24 protein-coding genes and 3 riboswitches are annotated in these 25085 nt (G+C 46.9%); of the genes, 16 read left to right on the forward strand and 8 right to left on the reverse strand.

Features of this window, described 5'->3' with window-relative positions:
- Positions 1-2 precede the first annotated feature (2 nt).
- Both ku and NSQ39_RS05960 read right to left on the reverse strand, forming a co-directional pair.
- The gene (ku, locus tag NSQ39_RS05955) at positions 3-866 is read right to left on the reverse strand and encodes a non-homologous end joining protein Ku (RefSeq protein ID WP_341014413.1); all 864 of its coding nucleotides are present in this window, start codon (positions 864-866) and stop codon (positions 3-5) included.
- Positions 867-956: 90 nt separating this feature from the next.
- On the reverse strand, positions 957-3299 hold the full coding sequence (locus tag NSQ39_RS05960; RefSeq protein ID WP_341014414.1) for a diguanylate cyclase domain-containing protein: 2343 nt from the start codon (positions 3297-3299) through the stop codon (positions 957-959).
- Positions 3300-3570: 271 nt separating this feature from the next.
- On the opposite strand from NSQ39_RS05960, the gene NSQ39_RS05965 reads away from it, so the two are divergent.
- The 4 genes from NSQ39_RS05965 (at position 3571) to NSQ39_RS05980 (ending at position 7323) form a co-directional block, all read left to right on the forward strand.
- Positions 3571-4176, forward strand: coding sequence for a DedA family protein (locus NSQ39_RS05965; RefSeq protein ID WP_341016877.1), 606 nt, complete (start codon positions 3571-3573; stop codon positions 4174-4176).
- Positions 4177-4224: 48 nt separating this feature from the next.
- Positions 4225-4393: riboswitch (yybP-ykoY riboswitch) on the forward strand.
- A gap of 50 nt (positions 4394-4443) precedes the next feature.
- Positions 4444-5211: a TerC family protein gene (locus NSQ39_RS05970; RefSeq protein WP_341014415.1), complete on the forward strand. Its 768-nt coding sequence runs from the start codon at positions 4444-4446 to the stop codon at positions 5209-5211.
- Positions 5212-5476: 265 nt separating this feature from the next.
- Complete coding sequence (gene sigI, locus NSQ39_RS05975; RefSeq protein WP_175076264.1) at positions 5477-6232, forward strand: RNA polymerase sigma factor SigI; 756 nt, start codon at positions 5477-5479, stop codon at positions 6230-6232.
- Positions 6229-7323, forward strand: a complete 1095-nt coding sequence (locus tag NSQ39_RS05980) for an anti-sigma-I factor RsgI family protein (RefSeq protein ID WP_341014416.1) — start codon at positions 6229-6231, stop codon at positions 7321-7323. The genes sigI and NSQ39_RS05980 overlap by 4 nt, the downstream gene beginning before the upstream one ends.
- Positions 7324-7335: 12 nt before the next feature.
- Here NSQ39_RS05980 and NSQ39_RS05985 read toward each other — a convergent pair whose 3' ends face one another.
- Both NSQ39_RS05985 and NSQ39_RS05990 read right to left on the reverse strand, forming a co-directional pair.
- Entirely contained in the window at positions 7336-7533 is a 198-nt protein-coding gene (locus NSQ39_RS05985; protein ID WP_046132453.1) for an alpha/beta-type small acid-soluble spore protein, read from the reverse strand.
- Between the two features lie 129 nt (positions 7534-7662).
- Positions 7663-8382 (reverse strand): DUF1836 domain-containing protein, encoded by a 720-nt coding sequence (locus NSQ39_RS05990; RefSeq protein ID WP_175076262.1) that lies wholly within the window; start codon positions 8380-8382, stop codon positions 7663-7665.
- A gap of 141 nt (positions 8383-8523) precedes the next feature.
- On the opposite strand from NSQ39_RS05990, the gene htpX reads away from it, so the two are divergent.
- The 5 genes from htpX (at position 8524) to NSQ39_RS06015 (ending at position 13442) form a co-directional block, all read left to right on the forward strand.
- The gene (gene htpX / locus NSQ39_RS05995; RefSeq protein WP_175076261.1) at positions 8524-9417 is read left to right on the forward strand and encodes a protease HtpX; all 894 of its coding nucleotides are present in this window, start codon (positions 8524-8526) and stop codon (positions 9415-9417) included.
- Between the two features lie 144 nt (positions 9418-9561).
- Positions 9562-10911 carry a TrkH family potassium uptake protein gene (locus NSQ39_RS06000; protein ID WP_175076260.1) on the forward strand — a complete coding sequence of 450 codons (1350 nt, stop codon included), beginning with the start codon at positions 9562-9564 and terminating at the stop codon, positions 10909-10911.
- A 99-nt stretch (positions 10912-11010) separates the two neighbouring features.
- The gene (locus NSQ39_RS06005; protein WP_175076259.1) at positions 11011-13005 is read left to right on the forward strand and encodes a penicillin-binding transpeptidase domain-containing protein; all 1995 of its coding nucleotides are present in this window, start codon (positions 11011-11013) and stop codon (positions 13003-13005) included.
- Positions 13006-13105: 100 nt separating this feature from the next.
- Entirely contained in the window at positions 13106-13258 is a 153-nt protein-coding gene (locus tag NSQ39_RS06010) for a hypothetical protein (RefSeq protein ID WP_164918148.1), read from the forward strand.
- Between the two features lie 7 nt (positions 13259-13265).
- Positions 13266-13442: a hypothetical protein gene (locus NSQ39_RS06015; RefSeq protein WP_099047030.1), complete on the forward strand. Its 177-nt coding sequence runs from the start codon at positions 13266-13268 to the stop codon at positions 13440-13442.
- A gap of 36 nt (positions 13443-13478) precedes the next feature.
- On the opposite strand, the gene NSQ39_RS06020 is transcribed toward NSQ39_RS06015, so the two are convergent.
- Complete coding sequence (locus NSQ39_RS06020; protein ID WP_175076258.1) at positions 13479-14495, reverse strand: acyltransferase family protein; 1017 nt, start codon at positions 14493-14495, stop codon at positions 13479-13481.
- A 269-nt stretch (positions 14496-14764) separates the two neighbouring features.
- Between NSQ39_RS06020 and NSQ39_RS06025 the strand changes: the two genes are divergently transcribed.
- The 3 genes from NSQ39_RS06025 to NSQ39_RS06035 all read left to right on the forward strand — a co-directional run bounded on the left by NSQ39_RS06025 (position 14765) and on the right by NSQ39_RS06035 (position 17679).
- A complete protein-coding gene (locus NSQ39_RS06025; RefSeq protein ID WP_046132286.1) occupies positions 14765-16975 on the forward strand; it encodes a PAS domain-containing sensor histidine kinase in 2211 nt (736 codons plus the stop codon).
- A 4-nt stretch (positions 16976-16979) separates the two neighbouring features.
- On the forward strand, positions 16980-17477 hold the full coding sequence (locus NSQ39_RS06030) for a methylated-DNA--[protein]-cysteine S-methyltransferase (protein ID WP_175076257.1): 498 nt from the start codon (positions 16980-16982) through the stop codon (positions 17475-17477).
- Between the two features lie 88 nt (positions 17478-17565).
- A complete protein-coding gene (locus NSQ39_RS06035) occupies positions 17566-17679 on the forward strand; it encodes a hypothetical protein (protein ID WP_232517654.1) in 114 nt (37 codons plus the stop codon).
- 10 nt (positions 17680-17689) lie between these two features.
- Here the strand turns inward: NSQ39_RS06035 and mtnA are convergent, their stop codons facing one another.
- The 3 genes from mtnA to NSQ39_RS06050 all read right to left on the reverse strand — a co-directional run bounded on the left by mtnA (position 17690) and on the right by NSQ39_RS06050 (position 21035).
- Positions 17690-18760 carry an S-methyl-5-thioribose-1-phosphate isomerase gene (gene mtnA, locus NSQ39_RS06040; RefSeq protein WP_175076256.1) on the reverse strand — a complete coding sequence of 357 codons (1071 nt, stop codon included), beginning with the start codon at positions 18758-18760 and terminating at the stop codon, positions 17690-17692.
- 1 nt (position 18761) lies between these two features.
- On the reverse strand, positions 18762-19961 hold the full coding sequence (gene mtnK / locus NSQ39_RS06045) for an S-methyl-5-thioribose kinase (protein WP_175076255.1): 1200 nt from the start codon (positions 19959-19961) through the stop codon (positions 18762-18764).
- A 71-nt stretch (positions 19962-20032) separates the two neighbouring features.
- A riboswitch (SAM riboswitch) is annotated at positions 20033-20174 on the reverse strand.
- Between the two features lie 81 nt (positions 20175-20255).
- Positions 20256-21035, reverse strand: a complete 780-nt coding sequence (locus NSQ39_RS06050) for a carbon-nitrogen family hydrolase (RefSeq protein WP_175076254.1) — start codon at positions 21033-21035, stop codon at positions 20256-20258.
- Between the two features lie 94 nt (positions 21036-21129).
- On the opposite strand from NSQ39_RS06050, the gene NSQ39_RS06055 reads away from it, so the two are divergent.
- The 4 genes from NSQ39_RS06055 (at position 21130) to NSQ39_RS06070 (ending at position 25065) form a co-directional block, all read left to right on the forward strand.
- A complete protein-coding gene (locus NSQ39_RS06055; protein ID WP_175076253.1) occupies positions 21130-22320 on the forward strand; it encodes a pyridoxal phosphate-dependent aminotransferase in 1191 nt (396 codons plus the stop codon).
- A gap of 50 nt (positions 22321-22370) precedes the next feature.
- A riboswitch (SAM riboswitch) is annotated at positions 22371-22472 on the forward strand.
- Positions 22473-22565: 93 nt separating this feature from the next.
- Positions 22566-23783 carry a 2,3-diketo-5-methylthiopentyl-1-phosphate enolase gene (gene mtnW, locus NSQ39_RS06060; protein WP_175076252.1) on the forward strand — a complete coding sequence of 406 codons (1218 nt, stop codon included), beginning with the start codon at positions 22566-22568 and terminating at the stop codon, positions 23781-23783.
- Positions 23780-24481: a 2-hydroxy-3-keto-5-methylthiopentenyl-1-phosphate phosphatase gene (gene mtnX / locus NSQ39_RS06065; RefSeq protein ID WP_175076251.1), complete on the forward strand. Its 702-nt coding sequence runs from the start codon at positions 23780-23782 to the stop codon at positions 24479-24481. Before mtnW ends, mtnX begins: the two co-directional genes overlap by 4 nt.
- On the forward strand, positions 24439-25065 hold the full coding sequence (locus NSQ39_RS06070; protein ID WP_175076250.1) for a methylthioribulose 1-phosphate dehydratase: 627 nt from the start codon (positions 24439-24441) through the stop codon (positions 25063-25065). Before mtnX ends, NSQ39_RS06070 begins: the two co-directional genes overlap by 43 nt.
- Positions 25066-25085 lie beyond the last annotated feature (20 nt).

Here is a 25085-nt window from a genome sequence, read left to right on the forward strand (position 1 = left end):
TGTTATTTTGCTTCGGAGGCTTTTTTGCGCGAGGTTTTTCGTTTTTTGTCCTCCGCTCCTTTCGTTTTTGCAGCTTCCTGTTTTCTCGGAGCTTTCGTCCGTTCGATGCTTGCCTGAAGGGCGCTGACGAGATCGATGACATCATCCCGCGGAGCGGCGGCCGCACTTGGCGTGACGCCTTCGTTTTGATCGATTTTTTCTTTGATTTTATCCATGACCGCGATTCTGTAAGTGTCCTCGTATTGTTCAGGCGCAAATGAGGTCGTGAGCTCATCGATGAGCGAAATCGCCGTTTGCAGCTCTTTTTGATTGACCTCCGTTTCTTCAGGAACGCCGGGAACGTGGGCAGAGTTCCGTACTTCATCAGGATAGTGGATCGATTCCATTAAAATGCAGTTTTCGTATACGCGAAGGATGGCGAGCTGTTTCTTCGAGCGGATGGTGATGTGGGCGATTCCGATTTTTTCTGTCTTTCTCAGCGCTTCCCGAAGCAGGGTGTACGCTTTTGTGCCGTTGTCTCCCGGTCCGACGAAATATGAACGGTTGAAGTAGATCGGATCGATTTCTTTTAATTGTACAAAGTCGACGATTTCCACCGATTTCTCTTCCTGTTCTTCTTTAAGCTGTTTCAGCTCTTCATCCGTTAATACGACAAATTTGCCTTTTACATATTCGTATCCCTTGACGATATCCTCAGGAGCCACATCCTCATGGCAGTTTGTGCATTTTTTTTCGTATTTGATTGGGGCGCGGCATTCTTTGTGAAGCGAGCGCAATTTCACGTCTTTATCTTCCGTCGCTGCAAACAGTTTCACCGGGATGTTGACAAGACCAAAGCTGATCGAGCCTTTCCACATCGTATGCATCGGTCCAACTCCTTTTTTCTTTAGTGATTCCTCGGGGCAGATTGTTTCATGAATAGTAACTTATGGATTCAAAACAAAAAGCATTCAGGTTTAAACCCGAATGCTGCTCTGTTCAGATAAGAGCTTCTCCATTTCCTCAGCGGAAAGGATAAGGCCGGGGGCCCGCTGGAAAACGCTGCAGCCTTTTGCCGATAACCATTCTTTCTGCTCCGCGGTTTCGGCTCCTTCAGCGGCGGTTTCCCATGAAAGGTGGCGGGCGAATGAAATGATTGCTGCAGCCATCCGTTCTGATTTCGAATCGGATGGAATCCCTTTAATGAAGGATTTGTCGATTTTGATTTTGCCGACGGGCAGGTCTTGCAGGACGGTTAAAGAACTGCTGCCGGTTCCGAAATGGTCAATCGTGATTCCGACTCCGAGCCTTTTTAATGAAACGAGCTTTCTTTTTGAATCTGGCAAATGATCCATAATCATGGATTCGGTGACTTCCGCTTCAATCAATCCGGGCGGGAGCCGGTGCGTAGCCAAGCATTCTTCGAAATCGCGTATGAACCGGTCGGATTCGAAGTGCCGGGGCGGCACGTTTACGGGTACGGTCAGCGGTGTGCCGCTGTCATGCCATTTTTTGGCCTGCCGGCAGGCTTCATCGATCATCCATTTCCCCAATTCTGCCGTCATGTCCTCAGGGTGGCGAATCGCCGCATCTGCTGTATTGAGGCAGACCGCTTCTGCCCCCGCCACTTTTTGTGTAGAAACGCTGAATTGAGGAACATACATCAGGATAAGCGACTCTTTCATATCAGGCTGCTTTTTGATCGATGGAGAAAAGTACTGATACCTGCTTTTATTTTTTTCTTTTACGGCGTACATAGCCATATCCGCTTTTTTCATCAGCTCCTCGCCGTCCGTTCCGTCGAGCGGAGAGATCGCAATACCGATGCTGACAGACGTTTTCAGCCTGTGTTCTTTAATATGAAAAGCCGTTTCAAACTGCCGGATCAATTTTTGTGCCAGCCTGTCGATGTTTTCTTTTCGCGGGTCTGCCGGGATAATGATAATGAATTCATCTCCGCCCAAGCGCGCAATAAACCCTTGTTCAGGCACACATTCCGCCAAGCGCTTTGAAGCTTCGATCAGCAGCAAGTCTCCGATGTCGTGGCCAAGGGCGTCATTAAATTCTTTAAAGCGGTTTAAGTCCAAAAACAAAACGGCTGTGTTTCCGCTATGTTGATGGAGGACATTTTCCAAATGGATACATGCGTACCTCCTGTTCGGCAAGTCCGTTAAAGCGTCGTAATGGGCCATTCGGTGAATTTTTCGTTCGGCTTCGCGCTGAATTGTCATATCTTTGCAGATGAGATATATGCTGTCAAGCTTCTGTCTGACATAAACGGGAATCAGCGTCAGATTTAAGTCGAACTGTTTGCCGTACAGCGTGATTTGCGTATCGCGATTGAGCGCTTGCTTTTCGCTTTTCACCTGATGAAACCAGCCGAGAAGCCTTTCACGCTCTTCATGCGGAAAAGCAGACGAGAGCATGGCGGGGGTTTCTATACCCATCTTTTTCAGAAGCCTGCATCCGGACGAATTGGCGAAAAGCATGCGTCCTTCAAGCGAGAAAACATAGATCGGATCAATGTTGTAGTTGATCAAAGATTGAAATCGCTCTTCGTTGTCCCGGACTTTTTCGGTTTGAATCAGCAGGCGCTTGTCGTGAAACGCGCCGAAAATCAAAAGAGCCTGAAGCAAAAGGGTGAAGATGACGATCGCAATCCCTAATTGGACCGTATCCATTTCCCCGTGTTCGCGGCCGATTCCATGCCGCATGTAAAGCGTTGCCGCCGCCATCCCGGTGTAGTGCATGCCTGAAATCGCACCGCCCATTAGAAGCGCGTTTCCGACTTTATAAAACAGAGTCCGAAAGGAACCTCTTTTTTTCGCGAATATACGCGATAGCTTCAAGGCGGCAAAAGAGGCTGTAATGGCAATCGCGAATGATGCCGTATAAAGAACGGGATGATAGACGATCTCTATGTTTTCCATCGACTCCATCCCGATGAAGTGCATCGATGCGATGGCGACACCCATTGCAAAACTGGCGGCCCAAAGCCTTAAACCCGGCATGTCCTTTCCGTTTATCACGTAAAATGATACGAGGGCACCGCTGAAGGCGACAACAATCGACAGCATGACAAGCCAAAAATCGTACGTCATGGCAGCCTCGGTTTGAAACGAGATCATGCCGATAAAGTGCATGGACCAGATGCCAAGCCCCATCGTCAAGGAGCCGGCCAAAAGCCACCCTTTGCTTTTCCAGCCTTTCGTATGTACGACCCGTTCGGATAAATCAAGGGCCGTATAGGCTGCCAAAACCGCCGTGATATATGATATAACAATCAGCCATCCATTATAATCACCTGAAACTTGTGTCACTTTTTTCTCCGCCTTTTTCTGAGGATGTAAAATAGAAACCGTATACTTGACGTGTAAAGGCGACTGCCGGGGAAAATCGGCATTCGCTATAATTTGTGAATTATACTACATATGATGATATTCGCCAATGGACGATCATATCCTCCCGGCCTCATAAAGGCATTTTCTCAAGTAGGCTGAATGTGTTAAAATCATTTTGTGCGTTCTTTAGAACTTGAAATTTATCAATCGTTTAAAGGTTGTGATCGATATCGAAGAATTGATTTTATCAATGGCAGAAGCATTTAAAAGTCTATCGTATTTCGGCATTTTTTTGGCGCTGTGCATCGAATTCGTCCCCGCCGAAATCGTCCTTCCGCTTGCCGGATATTGGGTCTATCAAGGCGACATGTCTCTGTGGGGCGTCGTTCTGGCAGGATCGCTCGGCGGTGTCGTCGGACCGCTGACTCTTTACTGGCTCGGCAGATACGGAGGACGTCCATTTTTAGAACGATACGGCAAATACTTTTTCATCAAGCCCGAGGCGCTTGATAAAGCTGACCGCTTTTTTGAGAAACACGGCGGTTTTGTCGCGTTCAGCGGCCGGTTTATTCCCGGTATCAGAACGCTTATTTCGATTCCGTGCGGGCTTGCGAAAATGAATGTATGGGCCTTTTGCATTTATACATTCTTCGCGATTACGCCGATTACGTTCGTATACGTCTATTTAGGCTTTTATCTAGGCGAAAACTGGAAAAATGTCGGCAGCCTGCTGGACGGGTACCTTCTTCCGATCGGGATCGCTATTGTCGTTCTGTTTGTTCTGTATCTATTTTGGAAAAACAGGAGAAACAAAATCAAAGCAACACCTCCTTTTCTAGATAAAAATAGGGATTGACAGCAGAACGTTCCGAGGTTACTATTATCTTATAATTCAATATTTTTTCTTTTTCCCAAAGGGGAGTAGCGTCCGGATGTAAACCGGAAACAAAGTCGTCATTTCATGGATGTTCATCCATCGGCTTTGTTGGCATGTTTTAATCAATGACCATGTCTAGCAAGACCTTTGCCTAATGTTGGCAGAGGTCTTTTTTGTTTGCCGAAAATACCCTGCCGCATTAGCGGGAATAAGAGAAAGAGACAATCACTTAGGAGGAGATATTATATGGATGCAGCATTGTTACTGGAATACGGTTGGGTTCTTCTCATTTTAGTCGGGCTGGAAGGGATTTTGGCGGCAGACAACGCACTCGTTATGGCGGTCATGGTTAAACACTTGCCGGAAAAAGAAAGAAAAAAAGCGCTCTTTTACGGGCTGGCCGGCGCGTTTGCGATGAGATTCGGCGCACTGTTCGCCATCTCTTTCCTTGTGAACGTATGGCAGGTTCAAGCGATCGGAGCCGTTTATCTGCTGTACATTTCGATCCATCATATCGTAAAAACCCATGTTCTGAAAAAAGAGGAAAAAGCGAAGGAAACGAAAAAAGGCGGTTTTTGGCCGACTGTTATAAAAGTCGAACTGGCGGATATCGCCTTTGCAGTAGACTCTAGTTTAGCCGCGGTGGCGCTCGCTGTTACGCTTCCTGCGACAAACCTTCCGCAAATCGGCGGGCTTGACGGCGGGCAATTTATCGTCATCTTGGCCGGAGGTATCATAGGACTTGTCATCATGCGTTTTGCTGCAAGTGCATTTGTCAATGTATTGAAGAAACGTCCGAGCCTGGAAACGGCTGCTTTCCTGATCGTCGGCTGGGTCGGCGTCAAACTGACGCTCTATACGCTTGCACATCCGCAAATCCATATCGTATCCGAGCATTTCATCCATTCAGGCACATGGAAACTTATCTTCTGGGCCGTGCTGATCGCCATCGCCCTTGGAGGATGGTTCCTGACAAACCCGAAAAAACAAGAAAAACGGGCTGTGCAAGAATAACACAAAAGCCGCCGGCATAACGCCGGCGGCTTTTTTATGTACGAATATTGTCGGGTTTCATCGAAATATCATTTCATTTTATTAACAGAGATGTTACAAAAACAAAAGAAAAACCCCCCTAATCCTCAAAGATATATCGAATTGATCTATAAGATCATGCAAATGACTGTCATATTTGAAAAATAGAAATGAATTCCACCTTTTCTCCTTTGCGAATCCCTATCAAATTAGCTATCATAAATGAGTAGTATAGGGAGGAACTGAGGTGAAACCAGTGCTTAGCCTTTTGTTTAAGACAGGGAAGAAGAAACCGACATTAGAAGAGTCTGTGATAAGCATACAAAAAGGAAATCAGCAGTTGCAAAACGAGCTTATCGAGCAGTACAAGCCTTTTGTGGCTAAAACGGTTTCATCCGTGTGCAAACGATATATAGATGAAAAAGATGATGAATTCAGCATTGGCTTGATCGCTTTTAATGAAGCCATTGAAAAATATTCGTCTGAAAAGGGGAATTCCCTGCTTGCATTCGCCGAACTCATCATTAAGCGAAAAGTCATTGACTATATAAGAAAAGAAGCTAGAAACGCACAAAATATAAACATGGATTTACAAGAAGGAGAAGAGCAGGAATCGTCTCAAAGCGTGATTGAAGCTGAGCTTTCCATAAACGAATTCAACCGCCAGCTCGAACAGGAACAGAGGCGGGAGGAAATTCTGCATTTTAAAGGAAGACTGAAAAGCTTCGGCCTATCTTTTTCAGATTTGCTGGAGAATTCTCCGAAACATACGGATGCAAGGCAAAACGCCATCAAAGTGGCGCTGACGCTTGTCGAGCATGAAGACTTGCTGGACATTTTGTTTCAAAAAAAGCAGCTGCCCGTTAAACAGCTTGAAAAGCTGGTGGCTGTAAGCAGAAAAACAGTTGAAAGAAACCGTAAGTATATCATCGCCATGGTCATCATTATAACCGGCGATTATATTTACCTTAAAGATTATCTAAAAGGGGTGCTCAACTCATGAGAAGAGGGATTATTGTAGAAAAAAATAAAAAATTCGTCACATTGCTAACCCCTGACGGACAATTTTTAAAAGCAAAAAAGACGGAGGAAGATTATGAAATCGGTCAGGAGATTACGTTTCCCGCGGAGACCAGAATGTCAAGGAGGCGCGCTGGTTTTTTTGATTTGCTTGCCCTTCGCCCGTTAAAAGCCGGCGTTTTCTCAATCGCGGCGATCATGCTGCTCGCTTTTATGATCATTCCCGATGCTTTGAACAACAAAGCGTACGCTTATATGACGATCGACATTAATCCCAGCTTTGAATTGACCCTTAACAAAAACTGCGAAGTCGTCGACTTGGTCCCGCTAAATCAGGATGGAAAGGACTTATTAGGGAGTATTGAAAATTGGGAAAATACAGATTTTAAAGAGGTCGTCAGCGAAATCGTAGAGGACAGCGATAAACAAGGATATGTCAAAGAATCAAAAGAAGTATTGATCACAACAGTTTATGAAAATAATGATGATGATACATATAAAGCAACGGTTAATAGCGAGATCGACGACGTCGCAAAAAAGTATGAGGAGCAGAACTATAAAATGGAAGCCGTAGAGTCTGATCTTGATACACGCGCAAAAGCGCAGAAGGAAGGCGTTTCTACCGGACGCTACATCCGCTCTCATAAAAACGAATCGCAAGATCCAAAACCGGAAGCCGAACAGGAAGAAGCCGAAAAGGACGGCCAAAATCAGGAAGATGCCGAAAAAACTGAAAAAGACAAAGCCGTAAAAGAAGAAGATCAGACAGAGCAAAATACGGATGATGAAGATTCCGATACGGAAGATCAGCCGAATGCCGATAAACCTTCAGGTCAGGATCAAAACGAATCTGATCAGGATACAAAGAAAGAAGAGGAGACAAATACCCCAAAAAATCAAAACCCTCAAAAAAAATACCATAATGACAAAGACGGTCAGCAGCCGGAGAAAGGAAATTCGAAAAATGGTTCCGGCAGAGAGAGCCATAATCAAAATAAGCCTCCGATGCAAAAGGAGAAAAAGCCATCTGATCAATGGAATCAAGAATATCCGCCGAGCAGTCCCGGCGAATAATTCAGGAGGTATTTATTTGTCGGTATTTCCGCTTAGCTGAGCTTGTGCCTGCCGTACAAGACGTTTTGTCATTTCCCCGCCTACAGATCCATTTGAGCGAGCGACTGAATCTGAACCGAGCTGCACGCCGAATTCTTGGGCAATTTCGTTTTTGAATTGGTCCAGTACTTGCTCTGCCCCAGGGACAATCAATTTATTTGTTCTTGCCATGCTTTCAACTCCTTTTTCTTAGTGTACTGCTTGTTTAGTTTGAAATGGACAGGGGCTTTTTATGCTGGCAATTGTTGAAGCCTGTACGAAAAACGCCCGGCTTTCGGCAGCCGGGCGTAACGTAAAACATTATGTTGCGGAGTGTTTGGCAAATACGTCATCGATCACTGCCTGCGCCGTCGCCTGAATATGGGAAGCGATCACGGAAAGCACGGTAACCGCCGTGATGTCCCTCGTTTTCTTCCATTCAGGTTCTGCAAGCTCTTTGTAATAATCCCGCATGCGGTCAGTCTCCTGATAGACGATCGTTTCCATCGTCGCCTCTTTGCGCACAAAATCGTCTCTCTGATGCACAAGATCAAGAACGCGTGCATAGCCTTCATAAAAGCGTAGCGGACTGACGATATCGTCAGACCGGTCGGTAATCGTATTGAAAATCATTTTTAAAATGGGCCTGATCGTTTCAAAGTCATAAACCGATTTTAAATCCCGTACAATAAGAAGGATGACGGCTTGGTCGATGGAATACTTTTTGCCGAGTTCCGGATGGCCCATCAAATCTTTGATATCGCGCTTGATCCAGTTTTGAATCGCGGTTGATTTTAAAGATGTCAGTTCACACAAATTGCCGAGCTCGACAATTTCGTTTGTGGAAAGCCCGTGTTCGGTTTTTTGCTTTTTGCGTTCGTATCGGATGATGAATTCAGGGATTTTTATATGATGTTCCGCTTCATCGACCGTCATGTCGGCCGATTTCAGCACGATTGCGAGCGGGCTTATATCCAGCTGCCCTTTCAGCGAATACATCAGCTTGGCCATTTCCAGGCGAGTCAGTTTAAAAGGTTCCATGGATCCACCTCATTATGTCATAAAAAATAAAATAGCAAACATCACACATTATCTTACGTCTTATCGCTTGCATTTTCAAATCAATGCCTTATAATTTTATTATACGAGTTCATTTGATCTTATTGTAACACGGAGGTAATTATGGGAAAAAGAATCCTTCTCTTTCTATTATCGAACATTTTGGTCATTACGACAATCGGTATCGTCTTGTCCATCATCGGTTCGCTGACAGGCGTCGGGACGTATTTTACATCAGGCGGAGGCATTGACATCGCCGCGCTTCTCGTCTTCAGCGCCGTCGTCGGTTTTGTCGGATCTTTCATGTCGCTCTTGATGTCGAGATGGATGGCAAAAATGGCAATGGGCGTTCAGGTGTTAAATCCGAAGAAAGATGCGCTCAGCTTTGAGGAACAGCAATTGGTTGACCGCGTTCACAAACTGGCGCGCGCTGCCGGGCTGACGAAAATGCCGGAAGTCGGGATTTACCATTCCCCTGAAGTAAACGCGTTTGCGACCGGACCGTCTAAAAACCGCTCGCTGGTCGCCGTGTCTACAGGACTTCTTCAGGAAATGGACGATGCGGCCGTCGAAGGCGTGCTCGCCCATGAAGTCGCACACATCGCCAACGGCGATATGGTGACGATGACCCTGCTTCAAGGTATCGTCAATACGTTCGTCGTCTTCTTCGCAAGGATTGCCGCATGGGCGGTATCACGGGTTGTCCGTGAAGAGCTTGCGCCGATCGTTCACTTTATCGCGGTCATTGTCTTCCAAATTGCCTTTTCCATCCTTGGAAGCCTTGTCGTCTTCGCGTATTCGCGGCACCGTGAATACCATGCGGACAGAGGCGGGGCAGACCTTGCCGGCAAGGACAAGATGATCCACGCGCTTCGTTCTCTTGAGCGTTATACGTCAAGAATCAAAGACGAACAGGCGTCTGTTGCAACATTGAAAATCAATGGGAAAAAGCATACATCGCTTTTCTCAACCCATCCTGATTTACATGACAGAATCCGCCGTCTTGAAGCAAAATAAAGCTTTTGGAAATCCCTCCTTGAAAAAGGGGGGATTTTTATATACAAAAATCCAAAAGCTTCTGTACACGACAGAATGTTTCATTTAAAATGGAACACGTTATACAGAAGATGATGAAACAACTAATAAAAAGAAGGAACGATTATGAAGGTTTTATTAAACAAGCTTTTGCGTGTTCTGTCGCCAGTACAGCTGATTGCGCTCTATTATTTTTTGGCGGTTTCGGTTTCCGTGATGCTATTAAGCCTCCCCATTGCGCATCAAGATGGCGTGGATTGGTCATTTATGGATGCGCTGTTTACCGCGGTAAGCGCCGTGAGCGTGACAGGCTTGACAGTAGTTGATACAGCCGATACATTCAGCACGGCGGGGATTTGGATATTGGCGTTTGTACTCCAATTCGGCGGGATCGGCATCATGACGCTCGGTACTTTTGTCTGGCTCATATTCGGAAAACGAATCGGCTTGAAAGAGCGCCGTCTCATCATGACAGACCAGAACCAGTCCAATTTATCAGGGGTTGTCAAGCTGATGAAGCATGTGCTGATTCTGATTGTTGCCATTGAGTTTTTCGGCGGGCTGATCCTCGGCACTTATTTTCTGAAATATTTTGATTCGCCAGGAGAAGCATTTATACACGGTTTTTTCACCAGCATCAGCGCGACGACGAACGCGGGATTTGACATTACAGGCGATTCGATGATTCCGTATCGCCACGATTATTTTGTCCAGTTCATCGTGATCCTGCTGCTCATTTTCGGAGCGATCGGATTTCCCGTTCTGACCGAAGTGAAGGATTTTCTGTTCAGCAGGGAACGAAAATTTACTTTCAGCTTATTTACAAAGCTGACGACAGTCACTTTTTTCCTCCTAATCTTCGGGGGAGCAGTCGGCATTTATGTCATGGAAGCCCGCTTTTCATTTTTAGGAAAATCGTGGCATGAAATATTGTTCTTCTCGCTCTTTCAATCCGCGGCGACGCGAAGCGGGGGACTCGCGACAATGGACATCAGCCACTTTACGGATACAACGGTATTGTTTATGTGCATCCTGATGTTTATCGGCGCCTCGCCGAGCTCTGTCGGCGGGGGGATCAGAACGACAACGTTCGCTTTAAACCTGCTGGCTTTATTCCATTTTGCCAGAGGAAACAAATCGGTAAAAATTTTCAAAAGGGAGCTTCACCAGTCCGATTTAATGAAATCGCTTGTCGTAACGATGGTTGCCGTGCTCTTGGTGCTATGTTCGACACTCATCCTGACGGCCACAGAACGACACACTTTATTGGAAATCCTGTTTGAAGTTTGTTCAGCTTTCGGTACGACCGGTTTATCACTGGGGATCACGGCCGATCTGAGCACGACGGGCAAAATCGTCATCATGATCCTGATGTTCATCGGCCGGATCGGAATTGTAACATTGCTTTATTTGATCGGAAGAAAAGAAAGCGAAGCGAATTATCATTATCCAAAAGAAAGAGTTATTATCGGTTAAAAAAGACGGCCCATGCGGCTGTCTTTTTTATCCACATAAAGTCACCCTTTATATGGTATAATGCTAAAATGGCGGACTTGAAAAAAAGGGGGAAACTTCATGAAAAAGAGAATCATCCATTTGTTTATGGCCGCCGGATTTCTGTTGCTCGCCGGAGCCTGCTCAAACAGCCCGACGGCAAAAGAAAGCATGGATCAATATGTAGACAAATGGAACAAGCAAAATTTTGCAGAAATGTATGACCAGCTGTCGGCTGAAGCGCAAAAATCGATCTCGAAAGACGACTTCATCAAACGAAATAAATCGATTTATGAAGATGTCGGAGTCACCGACTTAAAAGTGACGGCCGGTGATCAGGACGAAAAAGAAAAAGACAAAAAAGATTCGCAGATTGTACCGTACAAAGTCAGCATGAATACATTGGCGGGACCCGTTTCTTTTGAAGGAAAAGCGAAGCTTGTAAAAGAGAAGAAAGACGGCAAAACATCGTGGAACATCAATTGGAATCCGTCCTTTATGTTTTCACAGCTGAAAAAAGGGGAAACGGTCCGGATTACCGCGGAAGAGCCTGTCAGGGGCAACATATATGACCGGAACGGCAAGGCGCTCGCAACGAATGCGAAAGTGCCCGAAATCGGCGTCGTCCGCGGGGAACTCGGTGATCATAAAGATGCGGTCTTGAAAAAGCTGGCCGGCCTCCTGGATATGGAAAAGGGAGATATCGAAAAACAGCTGTCGGCTTCATGGGTGCAAAATGACTCCTTTGTCCCTCTTAAAAAAGTAAAGCCTGACGAGAAGGAGCTTATTAAAAAAGCGACCTCTTTACCTGGCGTGTTGAAACAGGACACGACATCGAGATATTATCCTTACGGTGAAGCAGCCGCTCATCTTACCGGATACATAAGACCGATTACAGATGAAGAGCTGAAACAGAACAAAGACAACTACAGCCAACATTCAATGCTCGGCATCGTCGGCCTTGAACATATTTACGAAAAGCAGCTCAGAGGCGAAATCGGCTGGTCGATTTCGATTCCGGAATCAGGTGCTACGATCGCATCAAAAGCAGCCAAGGACGGAACCGACATCCACACGACGATCGACATTAAAAAGCAGCAGGAGATCTACAGCCAATTGAAAAACGATTCCGGCGCAGCAGTGGCCCTCCAGCCGCAAACAGGGGAAACATTGGCACTTGTCAGCGCACCATCCTACGACCCGAACGGATTTTTGTTCGGCTGGAAGAAAGGCGAATGGGAAAAGCTGAACAAAGACAGTGCAGCGCCATTTACTGCGAAATTCAACAAAACGTATGCGCCCGGTTCAACGATCAAACCGATCACGGCCGCGATCGGGCTGAACAACGGTGCGATCAAGGCGGATGAAAAGAAACATATCGTCGGCAAAGAATGGCAGAAAGATTCGTCATGGGGCGGATATAAGGTGGCAAGGGTTTCAGAACAGCTGAGCGATGTCGACTTGGAAAATGCGCTCATTACCTCTGACAACATTTATTTTGCCCAGACGGCTATTGATACGGGACGCGACAAATTTGTCGAAGGGCTAAAATCGTTCGGCTTTGAAGAAAAGCTCGGATACGAATTTCCGACGACGGCATCTTCGATCGCCAACGACGGGATCGACTCAGACATTCTGCTGGGCGATACTGCATATGGCCAAGGACAGATGCTGATGTCCCCGATTCATTTGGCAGCCGCTTATACGCCGTTTATCAATGACGGAAACCTGATCAAACCGCGCCTGATCAAAAAAGACGGCGATGAGAAGGAAATCTGGCACAAAAACCTCGTAACCGCAGACGAAGCAGCGGCCATTACAAAAGGGCTGAAAGGCGTTGTAGATGATCCGCGCGGCTCCGCTTATAAGCCGGTCGTCAAGGGTCTCTCGATCGCGGGCAAAACGGGAACCGCCGAACTGAAAAAGAAAAAAGGCGAAAAAGGCAAGGAAAACGGCTGGTTCACAGCCTATGACTACAAAAAGAAAGACCTGTTAGTCACGATGATGGTTGAGGATGTATCAAACCGCGGAGGCAGCTCATACGTCGTCAATAAAGTGAAACAATTGTTTAAATAAGCACCGTTTTTCGGTGCTTTTTTTCTTTCCGGAAAATGGATGTGTGGACGGCTCTTTTCAGGAAAAGATATGGATAAACAAAACGAAAGGAATGTCGTGTATGAAACGAAAAGTTGCCAGAAATGAAGCCGCTTTGAACAATAAAACGCCGGCTGAAAGCATGCATGATCACCAATATATCACACAGTTTGATGCGGAAAACGGAGACAGGGGTGCAAACCGCAATTCAAAACAAGGAAAACAGGGAGATTGACGGAACGGTGGAGAAAAATCAAAAAAGCAAGGATATGCAAAATCATAAAAAGCCGATGAACAAAAAAGTGCTTCAGGAGGAATTTTCGGGCGAACTCGGCGATGTCAACGCCTTTAAGTTTATCGATATCATCGAACAGAATAAGAAAAAGAAAAAAGATGAAAAGGATAAGCAGAAAGATTGAAAAAGGACCAAATCCGATTTGGTCCTTTTTTCTTATTTACACGTTATACCGTGCCTGCTTTTTCAGCCACCTCAGCAAATTCGTCATTTTCAGTTCGATAAACGGCTGAGCCACCGTTTTAACGAATCCGCTTGACAGGAAGAAGGTCAAGACGGCGGTTGCGATGATCAGCACGGTCAGGCTCTGATAGTCGGCGAGCCATTCTTCCGCACCGGTTTTTCTGAATGACTTAATAATAAAGCCGTGCAGCAAATACACATAAAATGTCCTTGTTCCCCAAAGGGTAAAGAAATACCGTCTTTCAGGCACAAGTGCCATAAACCCGAAGGTTGAGCCAAACGTCAGCACAAGGAGTGCGACGCGATTCAGGGCGCTTTTCATTCCGACGTCTCCAAATTCAGAATAAGGCTTTGAACCGAACAACCACGAATAATCGAAATCTACGAAGAAATAAAAAACGAACGTTGCCGCCAATACGGCTAGAGCCGCCTGTTTTCCTTTCCAGCCTTTCAGCTTTTTGAAGTGTTCTTTTTTTAGATAAAAGCCCGCCAAAAAGACCGGGAAGAAAACGAATGTCCTCGAAAGGCTGAGCGTATCGCTGACGGCGTCGATATACCCGACAAGAACGGCGATCGCAAGGCTTGCGGCAAACGACCATGCTGCAGGCAGTTTTGTAAATGGAAACAAAAAAAGGTTCCAAAAAAACAAGCTGAGCAGAAACCAAAGCGACCACTGCGGTTCAAACGGATTGAAGGCAGTCAGGCTTTGATCATCTATAAACGAATAAAACACCGTATATATCCCCTGGAAAATCAAGTAGGGAACGATCAGCTTCACAGCGATTTTTTTCACATATCCGGGACGGTTGAATCCTTTTGCAAAATAGCCTGATATGAGAATAAAAGCCGGCATATGAAACGTGTAGATGAATTTGTATATATGAAGCAGCACATCATTGTCATTGATATATGACCGGATGATGTGGCCGAACACGACAAGAAAAATTAACAGAAATTTGGCGTTGTCAAAATAGCTGTCACGTGAATTCGTCATAACATCACCCTTTTTTTATAAGTTTGCAGCAGTCAAGCGCTTGTTTCTGTTGAATGATGCTTCGTTTATCATTTTAAAATAAAAACCATGTCTTTTCCTATGAATGAAGGCCCATTGTTAGGGAGGTGTAACGGAATCGTAATGAACGATTATAGCGTCATTGTTCTGTAAAATGGGTGGAAATCTTGTAAAAGTTTGAAGCAAATGAAGGAAGATCAGACGGTTTGTAGAATTATTGGAGGATAGGTTTTGAAGAAGGAGTGTAACAAATGGCGGATACTCTTGATTTGAACGAATCTTTATATCTGCAAAACCAGCTGAAAAAACTGAAGCGGGAAAACGAAAAGCTAAAGGCGGATTTGTATCAGTATGAACTGCTGTTCAACGGAACGCTGGACGCTATTTTTATTTTGGATCAACGAATGAACATTGTTCAGGCGAATGATGCCGCCTGCAAAATCTTGCAAAGCCAGAAAAAGAACGTGCTGAACCGTTCGGCGCTCGATTTTTTGCACGCTGTTCCGCCTGAAGAATTAGAGCAAAACGTCGAGCGGTTTTTGAAGCGGGGATATACGAAAAAAGAAGCCGCGATCAGGTTGGATAACGGCTCAGTCAAATATATTGAGTTTACGGCGAACAAAGGAATAAGGGATGATTGCTTTTTTGTCGTAATGAGGGATATTTCATCAAAAAAAATATTGGAGCGCGAACGCACGATCAATGAAAAGCTGTTTAAGGATTTGTTTCACAGGGCTGTTGAAGGCATCGTGATCTTTGACAATCAGGGCCGTTTTATCGATGCCAACCAATCGTTTTGCCAAAGCTTCGAAATCGAAAAAGACGAGCTGTCCAAATTGAGACTTTCGCAGTTCGTTTCCGCAGAAAACGCCGGAAAGCTCGACAAAATTTTGAGCGCTTTGTTCAGGAAGGGAAAGGCTAAAGGCGAACTGCCCGTGCGGCTGAGGTCCGGGAAAGACAGGCTGTTTGAGCTGACGATTACATCGAATATTTTAAACGGTTTTTATATGTCGATCATGAGGGACATCACCGAAAAACGGTCGATGGAAAAACAGCTGTTTAAAAGCGAAGAGCGGTTTCGGGAAGTGTTCGAAAATGCGATGGATGCGATCATTATTTTGAACAATAACGGCCGGATCGTAAAGGCTAATCAGTCGGCCTGCAAAATTTTCGAACTGCCGATGGAAGAGCTTTTACATAAAAGGATCAAAGATTTTATCGATAAATCCGATGAGCGGTATCTTTTCATTCAAGAGCAATATGATGAAAAAGGGGAAATCAGGGCAGAGCTGCTGTTCCGCATGGCGAACGGGCAATATAAAGAACTTGAGTTCACGTCGAAGCGCATCATGTTCGGCAGCCAGGGCTTAATGATTTTGCGAAATGTGAGCGACCGGAAGCGGATGGAAAAAGAGCTGCGGGAAAGCGAGCTGAAATTCAGGAAAGTCTTCAACGGATCAATGGACGGGATCGTTCTTTTCGACAACCGATACGACATTATCGATGCGAATCCGCAAGCCGGAAACATTCTCAGCATCCCTCTTGAACGGCTAAAAACTGCAAATCTTCTTGACGCCATCTCCGGATATCAAATAGAAAATGCAGCCTCTCCGGCAAAAGCCATTTCTTTGGAGGAAATGGACAATGACATTCCATTTCTGTTAACCGACCAAAACCGGATCTTAGAATTTTCATTTAAGCGAAATATCATCCAAAATATGAATCTGGCGATGCTCAGGGATGTGACGGAACGAAAGGAGCTGGAAGAACGGCTCCGCAAATCTGACACGCTTCATGTCGTCGGGGAGCTTGCGGCGGGAATCGCCCATGAAATCCGCAACCCGATGACCGCTTTAAAAGGATTTATCCAGCTGTTAGAAGGAAGCATTCAAGAGGAACACTCCCTATACTTCAATGTGATCACATCTGAATTAAAACGGATTGAATCGATTATTACCGAGTTTCTGATTCTCGCAAAGCCGCAGGCGATCATGTACGAAAAAAAGGATATTGTGAAAATCATGCAGGACACGATGGATCTTCTGCATGCACAGGCAAACCTGGACAACGTTCAGATGCACCTTGACACTAATGGCCAAATCCCCCTCATCTATTGCGAGCCGAATCAGCTCAAGCAGGTATTCATCAACATTTTGAAAAATGCAATCGAAGTCATGCCTGACGGCGGCAATGTCTACGTGTCAATCAGGCCGAAAGACGGAGACCATATCGTCGTGTCGCTCACAGATGAAGGGATCGGGATGACGGAGGATAAATTGAAGCGGCTCGGGGAGCCTTTTTATACGACAAAAGAACGGGGGACTGGACTTGGGCTTATGGTCAGCTATAAAATAATCGAAGAACACAATGGAAAAATTGAGGTCGAGAGCGAAGAAGGGAAAGGTACGACATTTCACCTGACCCTCCCGATCCGGCAGCAGCATGAAGAGGAGGTTTTATAGCGTTATGGGCTTTTACAGCGAGGTCAGCTCGCCTTTTGGACAGGCATACATTGTCGAGCAAAACGAACATATTACACACTTGATTTTTGAAAAAGAAGAATTGGACAGCATGAAAGCGGAAGATCCTGATCTTGCACATCAGGAAACGGCGTTATTGCAGCTTGCAAAACGCCAGCTGACGGAATACTTCAGAGGAAAGCGGAAAGCGTTCACCCTTCCGATGCATCAAGAGGGGACGGTTTTCCAGAAAAAAGTGTGGGAAGCGCTGCTTTCCATTCCTTACGGGGAATCGCGGAGCTATTCCGACATTGCCGAGGCAATCGGCCATCCGAAAGCGGTCCGCGCAATCGGCCAGGCGAATAAAAAGAACGCGCTGCCGATTTTCATTCCCTGCCACCGCGTGATCGGAAAAGACAACACGCTGACCGGCTATGCCGGCAATGAAACAGACAAAAAAGCGATTTTGCTTGAGATCGAAAATATTCCGTATAAAGGAAAATAATCGGCGTATGCCGTTTCTTTTTTTCGCTTGCGACATATCATTTTATTAAGCTAAAAATGTTGGCCGCGGTGAAAAGGAGGACGAATAGATGAAACTCATCCGCCCGCAAAAAGTTGCAGGATACGCTGAATTGTTCGTCAAACTGCATGTCCTTACGAAAGAACAAAAAGACGATATTATTCAATCGATAAAAAACCGCTAAAGCAGCCTGATCAAAGGACTTTAGCGGTTTTAGCCGAAGAAAACAGCGCGTCGATTTCCTCTTCGAATCTGTCGGTGATGATCCCCTTTTCCGTGATGATCCCGGAAATAAGATGATGGGGCGTGACATCAAACGCCGGATTGAATACGGGCACCTCTTTCGGAGCGATTTGCGCACCGGCGATTTGTCTGACTTCATCGGGATCGCGTTCTTCAATCGGAATGTCGTCGCCGGTTGAAATCGATGGATCGAAGGTTGACAGAGGAGCGGCGACGAAAAAAGGAATTTGAAACGCTTTGGCTAAGATCGCCAAACCGTACGTCCCGATTTTGTTTGCCGTGTCTCCGTTTTTGGCGATCCTGTCGGCTCCGACGATGACCGCCGAAATGTTTTTTTCTTTCATCGTGTGGGCAGCCATGCTGTCGGTAATGAGCGTGACGTCTATTCCGCCCTGCATCAGCTCCCATGCCGTCAGGCGTGCACCCTGCAAAACGGGACGGGTTTCGCATGCGTAAATGTGGAGATCGAGATCTTTTGTTTTTGCCAGATAAAATGGGGAAAGCGCTGTTCCGTATCTGCTTGTCGCGATCGAACCCGCATTGCAGATCGTCATGATGTTATCGCCCGATTTAAACAGTTGAAGTGCATTTTGTCCGATTTGACGGCACGTTTCTTCATCTTCAATCTGGATCTGAATCGCCTCATGAACGAGGTCGGTTTTTGCTTCATTGACCGATTTCGCTCCTTCCGCGCTTTTTACAAGCCGCTTGAGCGCCCATGACAAATTGACGGCCGTCGGCCTTGCCTCGTTCAATTTGTCTCTTATGTTTTTGACTTCTCGAAGGAATTCGGATACATCCTCTGTTTCGATGCTTTGGGCAGAGAGAGCCAGACCGAAAGCCGCAGTGATTCCGATCGCAGGCGCGCCGCGGACTTTCAAGGTTTTGATCGCATCATAAATGTCTTCCTTTGTAGTTAAATGAAGATATTCCGTCTTTTCCGGCAGCTTTTGCTGATTTAAGATTTTGACTGATGTATCCTCCCACTCCACAGAGCGGGGCACAGCGAATTGCTCTGACATGTCATTCACTCCTAAAAGCTTGTTCTAAAAACGCATTGATCAAGTCCTTCGGCGTCCGGTATTCTTTGCGTTTTTTGATTAATGCTGAACCGATGTTCAAGGCGAGCCTTTTTTGGCTGATCCGTCTGCTGAATGGAACGATCGTTTCAAGATCAGCTACATGAGCCAGACCGATCGTCCGGCGGATCATTTCGCATCCGGCAAAGCCGGCTGCGTCTTCAAACGCTTTTTTCAGCGTGTCTTCAAGGTATTCCGGCGCATTCCGGTATGTGAAGAGGGCGTCTTTTTCCCACGCCTCGCTGAACGTTCTGCTGAACGTCTCCCATACGGTTTCCACATGGGCGAATAAAGGGCGGCGTTCCGCTTCTTCACGGGCGAGCGCATTTAGCAAGAGGTTGGCGATAAACTGTCCGATGTCAAATCCGATCGGCCCGAAACAGGCAAATTCGGGATCGATTACTTTTGTTTCCGCATCTCCGGCGAAGATGCTGCCCGTGTGCAAGTCACCGTGAATAAGCGTTTCATGAGAGGTGATGAAACGTTTTTTTAATGCCGCCGCTTCGAGCCTCAGCGCATCATCCGCCCATATCTTTTTCGCATCATCGCGAAGCTCCTGTTCAAAATCGTTTGTCTCATGATCCAAGAAAGGATCTGTGAACACGAGGCTTTCCGTGATATCGCATAAATCCGGATTTTCAAATTGCTTGGCAAGCCGTTTTTTGACTTCTGGATCGAGCGCATAATCGGAGGAATAAAACAAGGTTTTTCCGAGAAATTCTCCGATATCCCGCGACAGATTCGGGTAGTTTTTGCCTTCGATCAGACCTTTTCTTGCAATTTTCAGGCTTGAAAGGTCTTCAAGCACGGTTACGGCAAGCTCCGTGTCCGAATAATAAACCTGCGGCACAAGATGCGGGGCGTGTTCAGCCTGCCTGATCAGCGCGCTGCTTTCAATCCTTGCCCTGTCGAGCGACAGCGGCCAGCTTTCGCCGACGACCTTTGCATATGGCACGGCCTGTTTGATGATCAGCCCTTTGTTCTGCTCTTTATCGTACACATGGAATACAAGATTCAGGTTTCCGTCCCCGATTTCCCGGCACGTCAAGGTGCTTTTGCTTGAAAACAGTCCGAGGCGGACGGCAAGAGCAGCAGCGGAGCTTTCTGTCAATGTTTCGTATACAGCGGTTTTCGTTACGGTCATATTCGTTCCCTCCAAAAAATAAAAAGCCTCTTTCTCAGTGAGAGAAAGAGGCTTTATCGTCGTGTCTGCCTCTCTTATCTCTCAGAATGCAAATCTGATGGAATTAGCACCGTGCCCTAGCGGCGCAAAACTTGCGCCCCATTTCACAATGGTATTACGGTCGGTTGCTGTTGGGGTCATTAGGCCAGTCCTTCACCCAACTCTCGATAAGAGAAATCGATATAAAATTTTAAAATTTCAGTCGGTCAGTTGCTGAAAATGTTACCAGCATCGCGGTTTCTTTGTCAATACTTTTTAATATAAATCTTTGCGGATGTCTTCGAAAACCGGAATGTGCCCCCTCGTTTTTGCAATGTCATCAAGATCAATTTCCGCTCTGATCACCGTGTCTTCACGTCCGGCTTCTGAGAGTACGTGTCCGAGCGGGTCGATGATCATGCTGTGGCCCGCAAATTCGTTTGCCGGGTCTTTTCCGGAGCGATTGCAGGCTGCGACAAAGCACTGGTTTTCGATCGCTCTCGCCGTCAAAAGAGCACGCCAATGATCGAGGCGGGCCAGCGGCCATTCAGCTGAGACAAAGATGATGCCGGCTCCTTTTGAGGTGTGCTTCCTGATCCATTCCGGAAAGCGGATGTCATAGCAGATGAATCCCGCTGCTTTTACGCCTTCAAGCTCAAAACTGCCGTCAGCTGATCCGGAAGATAAATAAAGATGTTCATCCATGAGCTGAAAAAGGTGTGCTTTGCTGTATTCTTTGACGAGTTGTCCGTGTTTGTCCGCGATGTACATCGTATTGTACACGCCGCTTTTTTTCTTAACGGCGACAGAGCCGCACACGATGTGGACATCGTTCGCTTTTGCCGTTTGCTGAAGCCACTTTTTCGTCTGCACTCCCTCATCGTCTCCGATTTCGTCGAGACGTTTTAAATCATATCCCGTCGTCCAAAGCTCGGGAAGGATTACGATGTCCGAGCGCCGGCTTTCAGCTTCGATCAGCCGGCTCGCTTTTTTGAAATTTTCGGAAGGATTTCCGTACGATATATTGAATTGCAGGCAGGAGATCGTCCATTTCAATTTGAGCCACCTCATTTTTTACTTTACATTTTACTTTTAACAATATATGATGATGGACTATCATTTCAAGAATTTTTCAAAGCGGGTGAAAAAAATGAAATTTGAGTTTTCTGATGTATTGAAGCAGCTTCCGGAGCAGTTTTTTGCTTCTTTGGTTAAAAAGGTGAATGAAAAAATTGCGGCCGGGTGCGATGTAATCAATCTCGGCCAGGGAAATCCGGATCAGCCGACACCGGCTCACATTGTAGATGCCATGACGAAAGCGGTCCGAAATCCCGAAAATCACAAATATTCGTCGTTTCGTGGCAGCCGTTCACTAAAAGAGGCGGCAGCCGAATTTTACAAAAAGGAATACGGCGTTACCCTCGATCCTGAAAAAGAAATCGCTGTATTGTTCGGGGGAAAAGCCGGGCTTGTCGAGCTGCCGCAATGCCTGCTGAATCCGGGGGACACGGTGCTTGTTCCCGATCCGGGATATCCGGATTATTGGTCAGGCGTTGAGCTCGCGAAAGCGAAGATGGAAACGATGCCGCTTTTGGAAGAAAACCGTTTTTTGCCTGATTACGGCCGAATTCCGGCAATCGTGAAGGAAAAAGCGAAGCTGATGTATTTGAACTACCCGAACAATCCGACAGGAGCCCAGGCGACGCCGGCGTTTTTTGCAGAAACGGTCAAGCTCGCCAAAGCGCACGGAATTTGCGTTGTCCACGATTTCGCCTACGGGGCGATCGGCTATGACGGAAAAAGGCCGGTCAGCTTCCTTCAAACCGACGGGGCAAAAGACGCCGGGATCGAAATTTATACGCTTTCCAAAACGTACAATATGGCTGGATGGAGAGTCGGATTTGCCGCCGGGAACGCCTCTGTGATCGAAGCGCTGAACCTCTATCAGGATCACATGTACGTAAGCCTCTTTAAAGCGGTTCAGGATGCCGCGGCCACAGCGCTTCTTTCGGATCAGAGCTGTGTGAGGGAACTAAACGAACGATACGAAAAAAGGCGGAACGTCTGGATAGAAGCCGTTCGCGGCATCGGCTGGGAGGCGGTGGCGCCCGAAGGATCTTTTTTTGCATGGATGCCCGTTCCGAAAGGCTTTACGTCTGAGGAGTTTTCCGATTTGCTTCTTGAAAAAGCCAATGTTGTCACAGCGCCTGGCATCGGCTTCGGAACACATGGCGAAGGATATGTAAGAGTCGGCCTTCTGACAAGCGAAGAACGCCTGCGGGAAGCCGCACGCCGGATCGCGGAGCTGAATATTTTCAAAAAATCGGGAGTCTCTCATTGACAAGTGCAAGAAACGATGGGATAATTCAAAATAATTTATAAAAATCAATATTCTTATCAAGAGCAGGTGGAGGGACGAGCCCGATGAAGCCCGGCAACCGACTTTTTAAAAGCACGGTGCTAATTCTTGCAGCTGCCGCTGAGAGATAAGGATTCGAAACGCAGAAAACGAAACCTCTTTAAAGCGAAAAGCAGCCGCATTAAAGAGGTTTTTTATATGCACGAAAAGCAGGAAGGAGCTAAAGAATGAGCGAACTTTTGGCAACGTATGTCCTGACAGATCCCGGAAGCGATCCGGAAAAAAAAGCCGAACAAATCGCAATCGGCCTGACCGTGGGATCATGGACGGATTTGCCGCGATTAGAAAAAGAGCAATTACAAAGGCATAAAGGACGGGTCGTCGGGGTCGAGGAAGCGGAAGGAGAACAGGGAGAGCATCAGGCCAGGGTCACCATCGCCTATCCGGAAATCAATGTTACGCACGATATCCCGGCCGTCCTCACGACCGTTTTTGGGAAGCTGTCCCTTGACGGAAAAGTCAAATTGGCGGATCTCGAATTTTCGGAGAGTTTTAAACGAACGCTGCCGGGCCCGAAGTTCGGGGTCTACGGGATCCGCAAGAAGATCGGCGAATTTGAAAGGCCGCTTCTGATGAGTATTTTTAAGGGCGTGATCGGCCGCAGCATGGAAGACATAAAAGAGCAGCTGAGACAGCAGGCGCTCGGCGGAGTCGACATAATCAAGGATGATGAAATTTTCTTTGAAACCGGTAATGCACCCTTTGAAAAACGGATTGCAGAAGGAAAAAAAGTGCTTCAGGAAACCTATGAAGAAACAGGCCGTAAAACGCTCTATGCCGTCAATTTGACGGGGAGGACGATGGACCTGAAAGCAAAAGCGAGAAAAGCCGCCGAGCTTGGCGCTGATGTCTTGCTGTTTAACGTGTTTGCCTACGGGCTTGACGTGCTGCAAAGCCTCGCGGAGGATGATGACATTCCGCTGCCGATCATGGCTCATCCGGCGGTAAGCGGAGCGTTTACATCATCGCCGTATTACGGTTTTTCCCATTCGCTTCTGCTCGGCAAGCTGAACCGCTATGCGGGGGCGGATTTCAGCCTGTTTCCTTCACCGTACGGAAGCGTTGCGCTTCCAAAGCGCGAAGCCCTCGCTATTCATGAGGAGTGTACGAAAGAGGACGTCTTTAAGCCTTCCTTTGCCGTCCCGTCTGCCGGCATACACCCGGGGATGGTGCCGCTTTTGATGAAGGATTTCGGCATTGACCACATCATAAACGCGGGAGGCGGCATTCACGGCCACCCGAACGGAGCAAGCGGCGGGGGAAGGGCGTTTAGAGCGGCCGTTGAAGCCGTTCTTGAAGCCGAGCCTATCGAAGAAAAGGCAAAGCGTTCTCCGGATTTAAGGCTCGCCCTTGAAAAATGGGGGAAAGTCGAGGTAACTGCATGAGGCGGCCTCTGATCATTTGCGACTTTGACGGAACGATAACGAATAATGACAACATCATCAGCATTATGAAAAGGTTTGCTCCTGAAGAATGGCATGCCTTAAAAGACGGTGTTCTTTCAAAGGAGATGTCGATCAAAGACGGCGTCGGGAGCATGTTTCAGCTTTTGCCCAGCGCGCTGAAGGAAGAGATTGCGGCATATATCCTCGAGCAGGCGGAGATCCGCCCGGGCTTTGAAGAATTTGTATCATTTTTGGCCGAACACGACCTCCCTTTTTACGTTGTCAGCGGAGGCATGGATTTTTTCGTCTATCCGCTGCTTGAAGGCATCGTGGAAAAGGAGCGGATCTACTGCAATCAAGCTGATTTCGACGGCCGCTATATATCGGTGAAATGGCCGCATCCGTGTGACGCTGAATGCGATAACGAATGCGGCTGCTGCAAGCCTTCGATCATCCGCAGGCTTAAAGGAGAAGACGATTTTATCGTGATGATCGGGGATTCGGTTACAGATGTTGAAGCTGCAAAACGCTCAGATTTGTGCATCGCGAGGGATTATCTGCTCAAGGAATGCGGAGAGCTGCAATTGAATCATGCCGCATTTACAGATTTCTTTGATGTGAAGCAAGCGCTTCTTGGCGCAGGGGAGGTGGAGGAATGGATCAAGTGCAAAAACGCTGGCAGGAGCTTGCCGAAGTAAAACGGGAGCTTGCCGCAAGAGACTGGTTCCCGGCAACGAGCGGCAACCTTTCCATCAAGGTGTCGGACGAACCGCTCCGCTTTCTGATTACCGCGAGCGGAAAGGATAAACGAAAGGAAACCGATGAGGATTTTCTGCTGGCGAACGAAGTAGGAAAGCCGGCAGAAAGCGGCCATGCGCTTAAACCGTCGGCAGAAGCGCTCCTGCATGTGCACGTCTACAACAAAACGAATGCAGGCTGCTGTCTTCACGTCCATACGATCGACAACAACGTGATTTCGGAGCTTTATCGTGAACAAAAAGAGGTACGCTTTAAAGGGCAGGAAATCATTAAAGCTCTCGGATACTGGGAGGAAAACGCGGAGGTCACCGTCCCGATTATCGAAAACACCGCCCATATCCCTGATCTGGCGGCTGACTTTGCCGCGCATCTTTCAAAAGACGCGGGCGCCGTCCTGATCCGCAGCCACGGCATTACCGTCTGGGGAAAAACGGCGTTTGAAGCAAAACGAATGCTTGAAGCGTATGAATTTTTATTCAGCTGGCACTTAAAATTAAAAACATTTCAGGCGCAATATGCATAGTGCGCCAAAGGGGGAGGAAA

The organism is Bacillus sp. FSL W8-0848 (assembly GCF_038007805.1).
Taxonomy (GTDB): Bacteria; Bacillota; Bacilli; order Bacillales; family Bacillaceae; genus Bacillus; species Bacillus glycinifermentans.

What these genes read in the sequence shown, in the direction of transcription:
- NSQ39_RS06030 (WP_175076257.1), top strand. Translation starts at nt 16,980, where the DNA reads ATGGGCTTTTACAGCGAGGTCAGCTCGCCTTTTGGACAGGCATACATT.
- NSQ39_RS06035 (WP_232517654.1), top strand. Translation starts at nt 17,566, where the DNA reads ATGAAACTCATCCGCCCGCAAAAAGTTGCAGGATACGCTGAATTGTTC.
- NSQ39_RS05990 (WP_175076262.1), bottom strand. Translation starts at nt 8,382, where the DNA reads ATGGAACCTTTTAAACTGACTCGCCTGGAAATGGCCAAGCTGATGTAT.
- NSQ39_RS05980 (WP_341014416.1), top strand. Translation starts at nt 6,229, where the DNA reads ATGAGAAGAGGGATTATTGTAGAAAAAAATAAAAAATTCGTCACATTG.
- NSQ39_RS05985 (WP_046132453.1), bottom strand. Translation starts at nt 7,533, where the DNA reads ATGGCAAGAACAAATAAATTGATTGTCCCTGGGGCAGAGCAAGTACTG.
- mtnK (WP_175076255.1), bottom strand. Translation starts at nt 19,961, where the DNA reads ATGACCGTAACGAAAACCGCTGTATACGAAACATTGACAGAAAGCTCC.
- NSQ39_RS06005 (WP_175076259.1), top strand. Translation starts at nt 11,011, where the DNA reads ATGAAAAAGAGAATCATCCATTTGTTTATGGCCGCCGGATTTCTGTTG.
- NSQ39_RS05970 (WP_341014415.1), top strand. Translation starts at nt 4,444, where the DNA reads ATGGATGCAGCATTGTTACTGGAATACGGTTGGGTTCTTCTCATTTTA.
- NSQ39_RS06020 (WP_175076258.1), bottom strand. Translation starts at nt 14,495, where the DNA reads ATGACGAATTCACGTGACAGCTATTTTGACAACGCCAAATTTCTGTTA.
- ku (WP_341014413.1), bottom strand. Translation starts at nt 866, where the DNA reads ATGCATACGATGTGGAAAGGCTCGATCAGCTTTGGTCTTGTCAACATC.
- mtnA (WP_175076256.1), bottom strand. Translation starts at nt 18,760, where the DNA reads ATGTCAGAGCAATTCGCTGTGCCCCGCTCTGTGGAGTGGGAGGATACA.
- NSQ39_RS05965 (WP_341016877.1), top strand. Translation starts at nt 3,571, where the DNA reads ATGGCAGAAGCATTTAAAAGTCTATCGTATTTCGGCATTTTTTTGGCG.
- mtnX (WP_175076251.1), top strand. Translation starts at nt 23,780, where the DNA reads ATGAGGCGGCCTCTGATCATTTGCGACTTTGACGGAACGATAACGAAT.
- NSQ39_RS06070 (WP_175076250.1), top strand. Translation starts at nt 24,439, where the DNA reads ATGGATCAAGTGCAAAAACGCTGGCAGGAGCTTGCCGAAGTAAAACGG.
- NSQ39_RS06055 (WP_175076253.1), top strand. Translation starts at nt 21,130, where the DNA reads ATGAAATTTGAGTTTTCTGATGTATTGAAGCAGCTTCCGGAGCAGTTT.
- NSQ39_RS06025 (WP_046132286.1), top strand. Translation starts at nt 14,765, where the DNA reads ATGGCGGATACTCTTGATTTGAACGAATCTTTATATCTGCAAAACCAG.
- NSQ39_RS06000 (WP_175076260.1), top strand. Translation starts at nt 9,562, where the DNA reads ATGAAGGTTTTATTAAACAAGCTTTTGCGTGTTCTGTCGCCAGTACAG.
- mtnW (WP_175076252.1), top strand. Translation starts at nt 22,566, where the DNA reads ATGAGCGAACTTTTGGCAACGTATGTCCTGACAGATCCCGGAAGCGAT.
- htpX (WP_175076261.1), top strand. Translation starts at nt 8,524, where the DNA reads ATGGGAAAAAGAATCCTTCTCTTTCTATTATCGAACATTTTGGTCATT.
- NSQ39_RS06010 (WP_164918148.1), top strand. Translation starts at nt 13,106, where the DNA reads ATGAAACGAAAAGTTGCCAGAAATGAAGCCGCTTTGAACAATAAAACG.